This window comes from Pantoea sp. SGAir0418, assembly GCF_043529865.1.
The window spans coordinates 3,636,487-3,650,962 of sequence record NZ_CP027911.1; the positions used below are offsets into that span (position 1 = coordinate 3,636,487).

Sequence of the window (14,476 nt, forward strand, 5' to 3'; positions counted from 1 at the left end):
CTAGTATAGCGGATTAACGCTGCGGCTCGTCCTGTTGCGGATCGAGCAGGACCGCTCCGGAGCCCTGCTGTCCCAGACGGTCACCCGGATTGCGCAGCGGGCAGTCGCGCATCGACAGGCAGCCGCAACCAATGCAGCCGTCAAGATCGTTGCGCAGACGCGTCAGGGTTTCGATGCGTTTATCCAGCTCTTCGCGCCAGTGCTGCGTCAGCGCGTCCCACTCCTGCGTCGACATGCGCTTATTCGCCGGCACGTGCATCAGGCTGTCGCTGACCGTCGCCAGCGGAATCCCGATGCGCTGCGCAATTTTGATGATCGCCACGCGGCGCAGCACATCACGGCTGTAGCGGCGCTGATTACCGCCATTGCGCGTGCTGCTGATCAAGCCTTTGCTTTCATAAAAGTGCAGTGCCGATACCGCCACGCCGCTGCGTTTCGCCACTTCGCCCGGCGTCAGCACCGGTTTCGGGTAATTGCGTTCTTTTTTCATTTAGGGCCTTTACCTCAAGTTAACTTGAGGAATTATACTCGCACCCCAGCAAAACAGCGAATTTCAAACCAGGCGATAACCTTGCAGAAGGAACAGGCTATGATGCAACAGGAAATCATCCATTCACTGACTAACTGGATCGATCAGAATCTGGATAAAACATTGTCGATTGATGAAGTGGCGGCAAAATCGGGTTACTCGAAATGGCACCTGCAGCGTATGTTCCGTACGGTTACGAAACAAACGCTGGGTGGTTATATTCGTGAACGCCGTCTCACGCTGGCCGCCGAAGCCTTGCGTCAGACGCAGCGTCCGGTATTCGACATTGCGATGCAGTACGGCTACGACTCGCAGCAGACGTTTTCGCGCGTGTTCCGCCGTCAGTTCTCGCAAACCCCTACCGCTTATCGTCACAGCATGCGTCGCCAGGCGATGGTGCAGCGTCCGCGTCTGGTCAACTTTGACTGCAGCGAAGGCATGAACAGCTTTGCCCAGCGCACCACCGGCGAGTGCTGCCCGGTACGCTGAAGTCAGTGCGCCCCACGCGGGCGCGCCTTTCCCCTCCTCTTCACCTTCCTCCAGCCCTTTCTTTGCCTGCCATACCAGGTCTAAATTTTGTTCAAATTTTCAAATCCAGTGATATAATGTGACCCAAGTCACAGATTCAAGCTGTATGAAGACGACAGAAGGGCTTCCCTGACCTCCCTTTTCTGCCGCCAGTGATGTCCGATGAATGTCAGGGATATTACTGATCTCAAGAGGTTTTTCGCCGATGGCTACGTTAACTACCAGTCTGATCGTCATGCGTTGGGAACTGCTCAGCGCGGTAATGATGTTCTTCGCCAGCACCATGAAAATTAAATTGCGTCAGAACAGCCACCACGTGATGGCGCTGATGTGCGGCGGCGTGGGCGTAGCGATGTCATGCTGGTTTGTTACCGGTCTGCTCGGCATTACGCTGAGCATGGAAAACGTGCATAACTTTATGTCCATCACCAAAGAAGCGTTTATTCAGGTGATGAGCCAGACACCAGCCGACTGGCCAATGCCGTAAACGCGGCGCATAAAAAACCCCGCTAAGCGGGGTTTTTTATTTTGCTGTGTGATTTCAAATTTTCTTCAATACGGCTGGAAGTGGCACTTCCGGCACCGTGACGTCCGATCTCTGCGTATCGCGACGATCCTGAATCCACATATCACCCATCATCTGATTAAGTCCCCGATCCAACCCGGTGACCAGCCCGGCGCCTGGCGTGAACGTCAGCTCACCGAAGTAGATCTGTTCGCCATCGATATACCAGTCCACGCGCACATAATCGAAGTCGCTGGCCAGCGTTTTACTCAGCGCCAGCGCGTGCTGCAGCTGTGGCAGCAGCGGTGACACATCCAGCCCGGTATCACGAATTTTGTGATACGCCTCGTTAAGATTGTTGACGTAAAAGTTCATCGACAGCAGCGGATTACAGCGGTTGTAGATCACCTGCAGCACATATTCAAAATTGCCGTCGCGCTTGTTGAACATGTGAAACTTGTAATCGATCGGCGCGGTTTTGCCATCGCCGATGTACTTCTCTACCAGAATGCGCGGCTTAATATAGCGATAGTGAATCTCGCGCGCCTCGTTGGCGAAGTCGGTCTTCAGCCAGCGCTGGCAGTCGCTGATAATCTGCTGTTTTTTCAGCGCATCCGGTTCTTCCAGCAGGATCTCGACCATGTTGGAGCCGTGATTCGGCTTAATAACCGTGTTCTTCCAGCTCGGCAGCGTATGCAGTGAGTGCGGATCGCTGGTCTCATAAACCAGCGGAATCAGATACTCACTGCCCACCTTTTCGGCAATGTACTCACGCACCGAAAACTTGTCCGACAGGCGGCCATAACACTGGTAGTCGCCGTAGACGAATTTGCGATACAGCACTTTCTCATTGAACACCTTCGGCTGACGCAGGTTCGGCAGCTTACGGAATTTGTGAAAGTAGTAGATGCGATCCTGGTAAGCCCAGGGCATCTTTTTGATGAAATACTGTACGCTTCTTCTGAGTTCGTCTTTCAACCTGATCATATCTGACCTCATTTGTAGGTTTTGTAGTTGAGTGAGGAAACCTGAATTTTTTGGATGACGCCGTTTTTGAAGAAGTAATTCATTACGGTCAGGGACAGTAACTCCGTGATGAAGACGCTCCAGGCGGCACCCATGATGCCGTAGCCCTGGATCAGCCACCACGACAGCGGCAGGCTGATGACCATCAGACAAATGATCTTCTTCAACAGATAGTTAAACCCGCCCTCTTTCACCATGTAGCGATAAGCGACGGTCCCCATTGCCGAAAAGCAGGTTGCTAACGACAGTAACGTAATGAGACTTCCGGACTGTGTGTACTCGTGACCATATAAAGCGATGATGATTTTTTCGCCGTACAAGGCGATCACCGCTAATAACAGCAATGAAACTCCCATGACATAGCCGTTCAGCCGCGCGGTGAGCTTGATCGCGGCTGCTCCACGCTCGCGGAAAATCTCCGAGAAGCAGGAAGTGATGATGGCAACCGGGATAAAAATCCAGGAAGCCGAAATGGTATTCGCGGCGGCGAACAGGCCAAGGTCGCGCGCTGAGGCGATGCCCGCGAGGAACATCTGTGCGGCTTTCACCTGCACCGAGATAAAGATGCTGGAGATGGCCAGCGGCAGGCCGGCATACATCAGGTAGCGCAGGTAGGTGGTGCGCTTGTCCTGCGGCGGTGCCAGATCCTGATGTTCGCGATAGAAATTGACGCGCTTGATGGCGTACGGCACCAGTGTGACGGCCACAATCGAGGCGGTGAGCCACAGTGGATTGAGATGCAGCCAGGCGATGGTGAAGCTCATGGCAAAGCCCAGCAGCAAGCCGGCCGAGTTAGCAATGGTATTGAGCCGCGACGCCAGCCGCGCATTGTTATAAACGCTGAAGGTGTCCTGGGTGACAAACACCGACGAGATAAACGAGGCCAGTGCAAACGCAAGGAAGTTTTCCTGCATGTTGTACCAGACCCAAATCAACACCGGGATTGATGTCAGCAACAGCAGCACCAGGCGCATGGTCCGCGCCACGGTCATCAGCCGCAGGCCTTTCGGCGCACTTTTGCTGATGCGCTTGAACAGGATGGTTTCGGTACCAAAAATCGCCACGGTTTGCACCATGGAGAACAGCGAGGTCGAAAACGCCATTTGACCAAACACCGTTGGGCCAAAGGATTTTGCCACGTAGGAGGTCACAAATATGACGCCGAATACCGAGACGATCTTCTCAGACATCATCCAGGCGGCATTAGACATTACGCTCAATTTCATTGACTGGTCCTTAGTATTACGTACAGCAACTGCTTTTCGGTACAACGTCCTTGAAATGAATTAACAAGCGCTCAGTGGGCCTGACACAATTTAATAACTTCAAACCAGGCTGGTCCGAAAAATGAGACTCGCGTCAGAGTTTAGCGATTAAATTCAGGAAAATTCCGATTAAACCTGGTGCGAAGCCCGATGGATGTAAACGATTTCAACCCGAATTCAGGACAAAAGTTCACAGGCATATCCTGAGTTTTTTGCAAGCAGGCTATGCCGAATTTCCAATGATTGTCGTATTTTTCTGCATTTGGGATGGAATGAATCTATATCAAAAACCCAGCACCAGGAAGGCGTTCAATGGCATTCAGAATAAAATAAGATTTATCCCATGATGATATTTATTCTAAATAACTTAATTTAACCCTCGCAATTCTAATCGCGCACTTTAATACTGCATTAATACCGTTTTTGCAGTACCAGATATTAATACAGTAATTCTCATCCACTAATTGATAAGAAAGGTAAGAGCATTTATGAGAAAGTCACGATATAGCGAAGAGCAAATCACAAATGCCATTAAAGCTTCTGAAACGGGAGTGAAAGTCAGGGAGATTTGTGAGGAGCTGGGCATTTCCGAGGCCACCTTCTATAGCTGGAAGAAGAAGTTCTCCGGGCTTTCTTCAGAGGAGGGTCGCAAAATCAAGGAGTTGGAGGATAAACTGCAGAACCTTACGCGCGAGCTGCAGACCCTGAGCTCCGACAAGGAGATGCTGCAAAGCGTGCTGAAAAACTTCTTCACTACGAATGAAAAGCGTCAGGCGGTCAACTTCCTGCAAACCACTTTCGACATCGGTACCCGTCGCAGCTGTCGTTTACTGGATATTAGCCGTAGCGTTTATCATTACCCTTCCGGTTCCGATAATCGCTAATACCATTGAGGCCGATGTTATATGACTTAATGCTGAGATTTGTTCTTACCAGAAGAGATGAAGATCATTAAATTCGGCATTCGCTACATAACAATTCGAACCACTTTTTCCTGATGAATGCCATCACGGAATCACTTCCTTTTTTGCGGTAAAATTGATTCACACCAGCAAAAGCCTCGCGTTTCAAGCCATTTAGACTTAGCCCAATCTCATTTTGGTGAGATTGGTGCTTAGTCTATTACTTCACGATTACTAATAATCAGACCTGATCACAGACAATTCTGTTAAGCGTTAATGAACAACACGGTGTAACCGCTCACACATTGGCTCAGTTTTAAACTGGATCTGGCCGCTGCGTTTATGATCGCTTTGACGATCAGCGCTAGTCGGTTAACTCTTAAACCACACCAGGAATACTCCGGTTCAAAAACGTTATGATGTTTAAACTATAAAGCCGAAAAACGGTTATCCACGGTAAATACTGCGCTTAAATCCATCGTCATCTTTAATCTTTTTTTCTGGCAGCTGTTGGGAATCATTCTTAACAATGCCGGTAACGCTTAAGGCTAAGGTGGCTTCTCACGCTGGTATTTCAGTGCCACAGCCGGGTAAAAATCCGATTGGCGGAGAGTTTTTTACGCGCTAAACCGGCGAATTGTTGCCCGATATGCGCTTTTTTTATCCCTCCGGAACGCTAAAAGGCACCCAGAGTCGACCTTTTACCGTGCTGACGGCAGGAAGTTTTATAGCGGAAGAGAATGAAAACCGGGCGGCTGTAGCGCTCGTCGGTTATATAGCGTGCGCGTGGCGGCCAGTATCAGGTCACTGAGGCGGGATTATCGGCTGGTCAAATTCCTAAAATATCAGGGGAAAGCGCTGCTTAGTGGATCACTCAGCAGCGAGGCAGGGTTAAGGAAGTGCGGTCAAGCGCTGCGGTTTAATGCGCATGGCATAGATCACGCCAACAATCAGACAGCCGATACCGATGCTGGTGAGCAACGGTGGCCAGCTCTGGCGGTAAATAAAGGTCCACAGCAGGCCAGAGAGCGTTTCGAATACGATGAGCGGCCCCATCACCACCGTTGGCAAACGCTGACTGGCGGCATTCCAGCACAGCGCCGCCAGCCATGAGCAGAACAAACCAATCGCCAGCATCAGCCAGATAAAACGCGCCGGCTGCGGGCCGAACGGCAAAGCGAAATCGGGCTGCTGCCAGTGAATCTGCAGGCTCACCAGCCCATAAAACACCAGCGCCAGCGGCAATGTCACCAGCCCCTGCGCGGTGGCCCAGCTCGACGGTTTATGCTGAGGGTGTTCGCGCAGCCAGCGCGCATTGCGCAGCGGATACCAGGTCCAGCACACCACTGCCAGCACCGCCAGCAGCAGGCCACTCAGGTAGCCCCAGAGATCAAATGCCGGCCCCTGCCCGTGCAGTTCCGCCGCGTTAACGCAGCCCAGCCCGGCAGCAATGATGACCAGCGCGGGCATCAGCCGGCGCCATGGCAGGCGCCCTTCGAGATGGCCGTAACAGAGGTTAGCGGTGACGGTGATCACCACCGGCAGCGTGCCGATGATCATGGTTGATACCGGTGCGCCGGTGCGCTGAATCGCACTGGCGAGGCAGGCGTAATAGAGCAGATTGCCCACCAGCGACAGCTTCACCGCCTCCGTCCAGTCCGGGCGCGTCAGCTGTTTTAGCCGGCGCCGGCTGAGCCACGCCAGCGGCAGCACCACCAGACCAAAGGCAACATAGCGACCCGCCGATTGCAACGTGCCCGGATAATCGGGTATCAGCAGCGGCCCGACAAAAATCATGCCCCACATCAGCCCCGCCGCGAGGGCAAACACTATTCCTGCAAACATACACCTTTCCTTTATCTTTAATCCGCCACAGTGTGGCGCAGGAAAAGGTGAAAGGCTTGTAGCAGATTGCGGTTAACGTCCGCTGAACACCTGCTTTTGATAGCGTCCCGGCGTGATGCCGTAGCGATGGGCAAACGCCCGCGTCAGATGCGCCTGGTCGGTGAGGCCAACCGCCGCCGCCACACTGGCGGCGCTCTCGCCCTGCGCCAGCCGCTGTTTGGCTTCGAACAGGCGGAAGGCCATCAGCATTTGATGGGGAGTGACGTGAAAGTGTTGTTTGAAACTGCGCAGAAAATGCCACGGCGACAGCGATACCAGCGCCGCCAGCTCCTCCAGCCGCACCGGCTCTGCCAGGTTATCGCGCAGCCAGGCTTTTACCACATCAAAGCGGTGGGCGCCTTCGCGCGGCCGCGCGACGCCCTGCTGCGCCAGCGGACGCAGCCACTCCAGCAGATCCAGCAAAGCGCCCTGCCGCTCCAGCGCGCTTTGCGCCTGCCACATCTGTGCCAGCGCGTGGGAGAAAGGTTGCGCCAGACGAGCATCGGTGCGCAGCGCATCACTGAACCACCAGTTGCGATCGCCGGTTAGCCGATCCATCTCCGCCGGATCGATATAGATCATGCGATAACGCCAGCCTTCGGCGCAGGCCGATTCACCGGTGTGCAGTTCATCGGGATTCATCATCACCAGCGAATGCACCGGCGCGACATAATTGGTGCCGCGGTAGCGAAAGCGCTGCGCGCCGGATTCAATGGTGCCAATCCCGAAGGCTTCGTGGGTATGGGGCTCAAAAGCGTAGCGGGAGATGTGCGCCTGATAAAGCTCAATGCCCGGCAGCTCAGCAAAGTGCTGAAACTGCGCACGATCCTGCTCACAGGGAAAGACTTCGGGAACCACCGTCACCACACACCTCCATACGCTATCAGGCAGTAAGCATGCGCGGCGCGCACCAAAAAAGCAAAGCCCAATCGCTTTACGCGCCTACCCGTTCAGCGCGACACTGGGGCCTGACCTATAAAGGAGGCGACAATGGCACAACGGGTGGTAATGGTAGTGGATATGCAAAATGGCGTGCTGGCAACGCCGCGTTACGACCGCGCCGGACGCTGCGCGCGCATTAATCAACTGATGGCCGCCGCCGATCTGGTCATTTTTATTCAGCATAGCGGGCCGGATTTAGCCGTTGACTCCGCAGACTGGCAAATAGTCGCCGAACTGGAACAACCCGCCGACGCGCTTTACATCACCAAAACCGCCTGCGACAGCTTCTGGCAAACCGGGCTCGCGGCGCAGCTTGAACAGCATCAGATTGAAAGTTTTGTCATTTGCGGCTGCGCCACCGATTATTGCGTCGATACCACCATCAAAGTCGGGGCCAGCCTTGGCTATCACATCACCGTGGCGGCCGACGCCCACACCACCGCCGATCGCACTTATGTGTCAGCGCAGCAGCTCATTAATCAGCACAACGAAGTGTGGGCGGATTTGATCATGCCGGGCAATCCGGTGCGGGTTAAAACCACGGAAGAATTACTGCGGGAGTGGCGCGCGCATTAAGGGTTGCGCTATTGAAATAATCTGACAAGTGTCAATAATAGAGCATGACACTTGTCTGTATGGAGTTTTTCACATGCGAGCTTATATTCCTCAGCCTGGAGCCAATGACAACGCGCTGTGGCGGGTTGCAGGCCTGCCTCCACGTGGTATTGAGTTAACGCGTATGCTGGAAGCCGGTTTGCCGGTGGCCGTCATTGATGATATCCGTCACTGGTCGGCCATGACGCGCGCCGAAATCATGAAGGTCACAGGGATTAATGAACGCAACATTGCCCGTCGTAAAAGCACGGGTAAAAGTCTGTCACCCGACGAGAGTGAACGTGTCGCCCGCTTCGTCCGCGTGATGGATGCCGCCGTTCAGCTTTTTGCTGGTAATAAAGAAGAGGCCACCCAGTGGCTGAGCCGACCGGTGAAAGGGTTAGGCAATGTTGCGCCCATCACCTTACTGACGACGGAGAGCGGTGCGCTGGATGTTCTCGATTTGATCGGCCGTCTGGAGCACGGTGTTTTCTCGTGATTTTTTATCGGCTGACGAAGAGCCAGTATGCGGCTGAAGCCTGGTCCGGTTATGGGGCAAAACAGTATGGTGGACGCTGGAATCATAAAGGCTATCCCACCGTTTATGTTGCCACGTCGGTGTCACTCGCAGCACTGGAAGTGCTGGTCCATATCGGAAGAGAGTCGGTGCTGGATGAGTACACCTTATTCAGTATCGACATCCCGGATGCAGAAGTTGCCTATCTTGCTGAAGCATTTTTGCCGCCGGACTGGCGTCATGATCCAGCGCCACTCTCGACAATGGATCTCGGCACCGGCTGGCTGCAATCCGCTGAAGGCGCCGCGCTGATGCTACCTTCCACGATTATCCCGATGGAAAACAACGCCATTCTGAACCCTCTCCATCCTGCCTTTAGTGACTATCTGCCGGGCGTGAAAGCGTTACCGTTTATGTTTGATCGCCGGCTTATCAGGACATAAAAAAACCCTCGCAGAAGCGAGGGCTGGATAACGCGGTGATCGGTGCGCCAATCAGAACGGGATATCGTCGTCGAAATCCATTGGTGGTTCGTTGTTCGCCGGTGCGCTCTGCTGCTGTGGACGCTGCTGCGCGCCGCCGCTGAACTGGTTGCCCCCACCCTGTGGCTGCTGCGGCTGGCCCCAGCCGTTATTGTTGCCGCCGCCCTGGCCGCCCATCGGTGCGCCACCGCCGTTGCCGCCCTGCTGACGGCCGCCCAGCATCTGCATGGTGCCGCCCACGTTCACCACCACTTCGGTGGTGTATTTGTCCTGGCCGCTCTGGTCCTGCCATTTACGGGTGCGCAGCTGGCCTTCAATGTAGACCTGCGAACCTTTACGCAGATATTCGCCGGCGACTTCAGCCAGCTTGCCGAACAGCACGACGCGGTGCCATTCGGTGATCTCTTTGTTTTCACCGGTTTGCTTGTCGCGCCAGCTCTCTGACGTGGCCAGCGTAATGTTGGCTACCGCGCCACCATTCGGCATGTAGCGCACTTCCGGATCCTGACCCAGATTCCCGACAAGAATCACTTTGTTTACGCCACGACTGGCCATGTTGCTGTCTCCCGATGAGTTGATGCTAAAAGTCTAAGCGAAAAATTGTATCACGTCACAATGACGCTTCCCACTTTCGAGCGGGATTCCAGTTTTTCGACCGTGACAGGATAGCAAAAACACTGGATATTTATTCAGTTTATTTTTTGTGCCATAATGATGCGTTTCTGCTGGTCGTGCTGGCAAGGCATGGCGAGCGTTGCCTAATCCGGGAAAGGTGAATGGATAAGATTGAAGTCCGCGGTGCTCGCACCCATAATTTGAAGAATATCAACCTGATCATCCCACGCGACAAGCTCATTGTAGTGACCGGTCTGTCGGGTTCCGGTAAGTCTTCGCTGGCATTTGATACGCTGTATGCCGAAGGCCAGCGCCGCTATGTTGAATCGCTTTCTGCCTATGCGCGCCAGTTTCTTTCCTTAATGGAGAAACCGGACGTAGACCACATCGAGGGGCTGTCGCCTGCCATTTCCATTGAGCAGAAATCGACGTCGCACAACCCGCGCTCGACCGTTGGCACTATCACTGAAATTCATGACTACCTGCGTCTGCTGTTTGCCCGCGTGGGCGAGCCGCGCTGTCCGGATCATAACGTCACGCTGGCGGCACAAACCGTCAGCCAGATGGTCGATCAGGTCCTGGCGCAGGAAGAGGGTCGGCGCCTGATGCTGCTGGCGCCGGTGGTAAAAGATCGCAAAGGCGAGCACACCAAAACGCTGGAAAATCTGGCGGCGCAGGGCTACATCCGCGCACGTATTGATGGCGAAGTGTGCGATCTGTCGGATCCACCCAAGCTGGAGCTGCAGAAGAAACACACCATTGAGGTGGTGATCGATCGTTTCCGCGTGCGTGACGATCTGGCGACGCGTCTGGCCGAATCCTTTGAAACGACGCTGGAACTGAGTGGTGGCACGGCGATCGTCGCGGATATGGACGATCCCGATACCGAAGAGATGCTGTTCTCGGCCAACTTTGCCTGCCCGGTGTGCGGTTACAGCATGCGTGAGCTGGAGCCGCGCCTGTTCTCGTTCAATAACCCGGCCGGTGCCTGCCCGACCTGTGACGGCCTCGGCGTTCAGCAATATTTCGATCCCGATCGCGTGGTTCAAAATCCGGAGCTGTCACTGGCCGGTGGCGCCATTCGCGGCTGGGATCGCCGTAACTTCTACTACTTCCAGATGCTGCGCTCGCTGGCGGAACATCTGGATTTCGATGTCGAAGCGCCGTTCAATAGCCTGAGCGACAAAGCGCGCGAAGTGATTCTGTACGGCTCCGGCAAAGAGAACATTGAGTTCAAATATATCAACGATCGCGGCGATACCTCGGTGCGTCGTCATCCGTTTGAAGGCGTGCTGCATAACATGGAGCGCCGCTACAAAGAGACGGAATCCAACGCGGTGCGCGAAGAGCTGGCGAAGTTTATCAGCAACCGCGCCTGCGCCAGCTGTGAAGGGACGCGCCTGCGTCGTGAAGCGCGCCATGTGTTCGTGGAAGACACCAACCTGCCGACCATCTCGGATATGAGCATCGGCCACGCCATGGACTTCTTCCGCAATCTCAAGCTGAGCGGCCAGCGCGCCAAAATCGCCGAGAAAGTGCTGAAGGAAATTGGTGACCGTCTGAGCTTCCTGGTCAACGTTGGCCTGAATTATCTGTCGATGTCGCGTTCAGCGGAAACGCTGTCCGGCGGTGAAGCACAGCGTATTCGTCTGGCGAGCCAGATTGGTGCCGGTCTGGTTGGCGTCATGTACGTACTGGATGAACCGTCCATCGGTCTGCATCAGCGCGACAACGAGCGCCTGCTGTCGACGCTGATTCACCTGCGCGATCTCGGTAATACCGTGATCGTGGTTGAGCATGATGAAGACGCGATTCGCGCCGCTGACCATATTATTGATATCGGTCCGGGCGCTGGCGTGCACGGCGGCCAGGTGGTAGCAGAGGGCGATGTGCATGCCATCATGGCGCACGAAGATTCTCTCACCGGTCAGTTCCTCAGCGGCAAGCGTGAAATCGCGGTGCCGGCAGAGCGGGTGAAAGGCGATCCGTCCAAAGTACTGAAACTGAGCGGCGCGCGGGGTAATAACCTCAAGGATGTCACGCTGACGGTTCCGGTTGGGCTGTTTACCTGTATCACCGGCGTGTCCGGTTCCGGTAAATCGACGCTGATTAACGATACGCTGTTCCCGATTGCGCAGCGCCAGCTGAATGGTGCCACCAGCGGTGAAGCTGCGCCGTATCGCGAGATCGCCGGGCTGGAGCATTTCGACAAAGTGATCGACATCGATCAGAGCCCGATCGGCCGGACGCCGCGCTCAAACCCGGCCACCTACACCGGGATTTTTACCCCGGTGCGTGAACTATTTGCCGGCGTGCCGGAAGCGCGTTCGCGCGGCTACAATCCGGGCCGCTTCAGCTTTAACGTGCGCGGCGGCCGCTGTGAAGCCTGTCAGGGCGACGGCGTAATTAAGGTCGAAATGCACTTCCTGCCGGACATTTATGTGCCGTGCGATCAGTGCAAAGGCAAACGCTATAACCGCGAAACGCTGGAGATTAAATACAAAGGCAAGAGCATTCACGAAGTGCTGGAGATGACCATCGAAGAGGCGCGTGAGTTCTTTGATGCGGTACCTGCGCTGGCGCGTAAGCTGCAGACGCTGATTGATGTCGGCCTGTCGTATATTCGTCTTGGCCAGTCGGCAACCACGTTGTCCGGCGGTGAAGCGCAGCGCGTTAAGCTGGCGCGTGAGCTGTCGAAGCGCGGTACCGGTCAGACGCTGTATATTCTCGATGAACCGACCACCGGCCTGCATTTTGCCGACATCCAGCAGCTGCTGGAAGTGCTGCATCAGCTGCGCGATCAGGGCAATACCATCGTGGTGATTGAGCACAACCTTGACGTGATCAAAACCGCTGACTGGATTGTCGATCTCGGTCCGGAAGGCGGCAGCGGCGGTGGTGAAATCCTGGTGGCCGGTACGCCGGAAACCGTTGCACAGTGCGAAAAATCGCATACTGCACGCTTCCTCAAGCCGATGCTGAAAAAATAGGTTTAACGCGCCGCACCCGCTGTTGCGGCGCGTTTTTTCTGATCTCGCCACGGCTCACCGCTCCGGTTACTCGCCAGCCGGTGCCATTGTCTGAATGCCTTAGCAAATGCAGAAACAGGCAAGAAACAGACAACTTCAGGCATATACGCATCGCGTCCCGCTGACTATTCTTACTGCGTTCCTTTTGGCGCCGCTGACGCGCCTCTGTCCTTCAGTGTCATCACTGAACGGACCCCTCGCAAAAAATACTCACGACACATCTGACTGGAGACACCATGAATATTACGCATGCCTATGCCGCACAGGACGCGAAAGCCAAACTCGCCCCGTTCGATTATAAGCCGCGCGAACTGCGCGCTCATGATGTGCAGATTGAAGTGTTGTACTGTGGCGTCTGCCACTCGGACCTGCACCAGGCGCGCAACGAATGGCGCAACACCGTATTCCCGGTGGTGCCAGGCCATGAAATCGTGGGTCGCGTCACCGCCGTTGGCGCGCACACGCACAAATATAAAGTGGGCGATTTAGTCGGCGTCGGCTGTATGGTCGACTCCTGCCGCAGCTGCCCAAGCTGTCAGGAAGGACTCGAGCAGTACTGTGAAAACGGCTTTGTTGGCACTTACAACGGCCAGGATCGTGAAACCGGCGCCATCACCTACGGCGGCTACTCCACCAGCATGGTGGTTGATGAAAGCTTTGTGCTGCGCGTACCGGAAAACCTCGATCTGGCGGGCGTTGCGCCGCTGCTGTGCGCCGGTATCACCACCTATTCCCCGCTGCGTCACTGGAATGTCGGTCCCGGTAAAAAAGTCGGTATCGTTGGTCTGGGCGGTCTCGGCCATATGGGCGTGAAGATCGCGCATGCGATGGGTGCGCACGTGGTGCTGTTCACCACGTCACCGTCAAAAATTGAAGATGGCAAACGCCTCGGCGCTGACGAAGTGGTGATTTCGAAAGAGGCTGACCAGATGGCACAACATACCAACAGCTTCGACTTCATCTTAAATACCGTCGCCGCGCAGCACGATCTCAACCCGTTTATCGCCCTGCTGAAGCGCGACGGCAACATGACGCTGGTCGGCGCGCCGGAGCACGATCATCCGGCGCCACAGGTGTTTAACCTGATCCTCAAGCGTCGCAGCATTGCCGGTTCACTGATTGGCGGTATCGCCGAAACCCAGGAGATGCTGGATTTCTGCGGCAAGCACGGTATCACTTCGGATATTGAGCTGATCGCCATGAACCAAATCAACGACGCCTACGAGCGCATGCTGAAAAGCGACGTGAAGTATCGCTTCGTGATTGATATCAACACCCTGCGTGAAGAGTCTGCGGCTTAATCAGCGCGTCTCATCATCATGGCTGACGCCCGCCGCGCGCGTGGCGTCAGCCTGTTGCCATGACGCATCAACCAGATAGTAAATCTGCGAATCTTTCAGCGATCCATCCAGCCACAGCGTGCTCCAGTGCGACTTATTGAGATGTTCACTGGGAAACACATCATGGTGTTCATCGCGCAATAACTCCGCCAGCGCAGGCGAGGTTTTCAGCGACAACGCCGGTCGCCCTTCAACGTCATGCACCATGGCAAACAGCACGCCATCGCTTTTCACCTGGGTTGCGTCCCACTCATCTTTATAACTTTGTGAAGCGCCCGGTTTGCTCATGCAGTAGGTCAGTAAATCCGACGTGTTCAT

The 14,476-nt window shown here is 55.0% G+C and carries 15 protein-coding genes; 8 read left to right on the forward strand and 7 right to left on the reverse strand.

All coding sequences use genetic code 11. The features are described from left to right. Positions 1-13: 13 nt before the first annotated feature. Positions 14-490: a redox-sensitive transcriptional activator SoxR gene (gene soxR / locus C1N84_RS16985; protein ID WP_021507832.1), complete on the reverse strand. Its 477-nt coding sequence runs from the start codon at positions 488-490 to the stop codon at positions 14-16. A 99-nt stretch (positions 491-589) separates the two neighbouring features. On the opposite strand from soxR, the gene soxS reads away from it, so the two are divergent. Both soxS and C1N84_RS16995 read left to right on the forward strand, forming a co-directional pair. Continuing rightward, positions 590-1,018, forward strand: coding sequence for a superoxide response transcriptional regulator SoxS (gene soxS, locus C1N84_RS16990; RefSeq protein WP_058757551.1), 429 nt, complete (start codon positions 590-592; stop codon positions 1,016-1,018). 244 nt (positions 1,019-1,262) lie between these two features. Continuing rightward, positions 1,263-1,544: a YjcB family protein gene (locus tag C1N84_RS16995; RefSeq protein WP_010618515.1), complete on the forward strand. Its 282-nt coding sequence runs from the start codon at positions 1,263-1,265 to the stop codon at positions 1,542-1,544. A gap of 54 nt (positions 1,545-1,598) precedes the next feature. Here C1N84_RS16995 and C1N84_RS17000 read toward each other — a convergent pair whose 3' ends face one another. Continuing rightward, on the reverse strand, positions 1,599-2,549 hold the full coding sequence (locus tag C1N84_RS17000) for an ATP-grasp fold amidoligase family protein (RefSeq protein WP_031279756.1): 951 nt from the start codon (positions 2,547-2,549) through the stop codon (positions 1,599-1,601). An 8-nt stretch (positions 2,550-2,557) separates the two neighbouring features. Continuing rightward, on the reverse strand, positions 2,558-3,814 hold the full coding sequence (locus tag C1N84_RS17005; RefSeq protein WP_021507835.1) for an oligosaccharide flippase family protein: 1,257 nt from the start codon (positions 3,812-3,814) through the stop codon (positions 2,558-2,560). 527 nt (positions 3,815-4,341) lie between these two features. Here C1N84_RS17005 and C1N84_RS17010 point away from each other — a divergent pair. Continuing rightward, positions 4,342-4,737, forward strand: a complete 396-nt coding sequence (locus C1N84_RS17010) for a transposase (protein ID WP_031279757.1) — start codon at positions 4,342-4,344, stop codon at positions 4,735-4,737. Between the two features lie 909 nt (positions 4,738-5,646). Here C1N84_RS17010 and C1N84_RS17015 read toward each other — a convergent pair. Both C1N84_RS17015 and C1N84_RS17020 read right to left on the reverse strand, forming a co-directional pair. Next, positions 5,647-6,600, reverse strand: coding sequence for a DMT family transporter (locus C1N84_RS17015; protein ID WP_104093916.1), 954 nt, complete (start codon positions 6,598-6,600; stop codon positions 5,647-5,649). A gap of 72 nt (positions 6,601-6,672) precedes the next feature. Further along, a complete protein-coding gene (locus C1N84_RS17020) occupies positions 6,673-7,503 on the reverse strand; it encodes an AraC family transcriptional regulator (protein WP_058757554.1) in 831 nt (276 codons plus the stop codon). Between the two features lie 126 nt (positions 7,504-7,629). Here C1N84_RS17020 and C1N84_RS17025 point away from each other — a divergent pair, with 126 nt between their 5' ends. The 3 genes from C1N84_RS17025 to C1N84_RS17035 all read left to right on the forward strand — a co-directional run bounded on the left by C1N84_RS17025 (position 7,630) and on the right by C1N84_RS17035 (position 9,135). Continuing rightward, positions 7,630-8,157 carry an isochorismatase family protein gene (locus C1N84_RS17025; RefSeq protein ID WP_264441737.1) on the forward strand — a complete coding sequence of 176 codons (528 nt, stop codon included), beginning with the start codon at positions 7,630-7,632 and terminating at the stop codon, positions 8,155-8,157. A 73-nt stretch (positions 8,158-8,230) separates the two neighbouring features. Continuing rightward, positions 8,231-8,674, forward strand: coding sequence for a type II RES/Xre toxin-antitoxin system antitoxin (locus C1N84_RS17030; RefSeq protein WP_058757556.1), 444 nt, complete (start codon positions 8,231-8,233; stop codon positions 8,672-8,674). Beyond that, entirely contained in the window at positions 8,671-9,135 is a 465-nt protein-coding gene (locus C1N84_RS17035; RefSeq protein WP_058774932.1) for an RES family NAD+ phosphorylase, read from the forward strand. The genes C1N84_RS17030 and C1N84_RS17035 overlap by 4 nt, the downstream gene beginning before the upstream one ends. Before the next feature lie 51 nt (positions 9,136-9,186). Here C1N84_RS17035 and ssb1 read toward each other — a convergent pair whose 3' ends face one another. Further along, positions 9,187-9,729 (reverse strand): single-stranded DNA-binding protein SSB1, encoded by a 543-nt coding sequence (ssb1, locus tag C1N84_RS17040; RefSeq protein ID WP_021507842.1) that lies wholly within the window; start codon positions 9,727-9,729, stop codon positions 9,187-9,189. 221 nt (positions 9,730-9,950) lie between these two features. Here ssb1 and uvrA point away from each other — a divergent pair, with 221 nt between their 5' ends. Beyond that, entirely contained in the window at positions 9,951-12,779 is a 2,829-nt protein-coding gene (gene uvrA, locus C1N84_RS17045) for an excinuclease ABC subunit UvrA (RefSeq protein WP_021507843.1), read from the forward strand. A 275-nt stretch (positions 12,780-13,054) separates the two neighbouring features. Further along, complete coding sequence (locus C1N84_RS17050; RefSeq protein ID WP_058780888.1) at positions 13,055-14,119, forward strand: NAD(P)-dependent alcohol dehydrogenase; 1,065 nt, start codon at positions 13,055-13,057, stop codon at positions 14,117-14,119. On the opposite strand, the gene C1N84_RS17055 is transcribed toward C1N84_RS17050, so the two are convergent. Then, positions 14,120-14,476: an MmcQ/YjbR family DNA-binding protein gene (locus C1N84_RS17055; protein WP_021507845.1), complete on the reverse strand. Its 357-nt coding sequence runs from the start codon at positions 14,474-14,476 to the stop codon at positions 14,120-14,122.

What these genes read in the sequence shown, in the direction of transcription:
- C1N84_RS17050 (WP_058780888.1), top strand. Translation starts at nt 13,055, where the DNA reads ATGAATATTACGCATGCCTATGCCGCACAGGACGCGAAAGCCAAACTC.
- C1N84_RS17055 (WP_021507845.1), bottom strand. Translation starts at nt 14,476, where the DNA reads ATGAACACGTCGGATTTACTGACCTACTGCATGAGCAAACCGGGCGCT.
- soxR (WP_021507832.1), bottom strand. Translation starts at nt 490, where the DNA reads ATGAAAAAAGAACGCAATTACCCGAAACCGGTGCTGACGCCGGGCGAA.
- uvrA (WP_021507843.1), top strand. Translation starts at nt 9,951, where the DNA reads ATGGATAAGATTGAAGTCCGCGGTGCTCGCACCCATAATTTGAAGAAT.
- C1N84_RS17005 (WP_021507835.1), bottom strand. Translation starts at nt 3,814, where the DNA reads ATGAAATTGAGCGTAATGTCTAATGCCGCCTGGATGATGTCTGAGAAG.
- C1N84_RS17030 (WP_058757556.1), top strand. Translation starts at nt 8,231, where the DNA reads ATGCGAGCTTATATTCCTCAGCCTGGAGCCAATGACAACGCGCTGTGG.
- C1N84_RS16995 (WP_010618515.1), top strand. Translation starts at nt 1,263, where the DNA reads ATGGCTACGTTAACTACCAGTCTGATCGTCATGCGTTGGGAACTGCTC.
- C1N84_RS17010 (WP_031279757.1), top strand. Translation starts at nt 4,342, where the DNA reads ATGAGAAAGTCACGATATAGCGAAGAGCAAATCACAAATGCCATTAAA.
- C1N84_RS17025 (WP_264441737.1), top strand. Translation starts at nt 7,630, where the DNA reads ATGGCACAACGGGTGGTAATGGTAGTGGATATGCAAAATGGCGTGCTG.
- ssb1 (WP_021507842.1), bottom strand. Translation starts at nt 9,729, where the DNA reads ATGGCCAGTCGTGGCGTAAACAAAGTGATTCTTGTCGGGAATCTGGGT.
- C1N84_RS17015 (WP_104093916.1), bottom strand. Translation starts at nt 6,600, where the DNA reads ATGTTTGCAGGAATAGTGTTTGCCCTCGCGGCGGGGCTGATGTGGGGC.
- soxS (WP_058757551.1), top strand. Translation starts at nt 590, where the DNA reads ATGATGCAACAGGAAATCATCCATTCACTGACTAACTGGATCGATCAG.
- C1N84_RS17000 (WP_031279756.1), bottom strand. Translation starts at nt 2,549, where the DNA reads ATGATCAGGTTGAAAGACGAACTCAGAAGAAGCGTACAGTATTTCATC.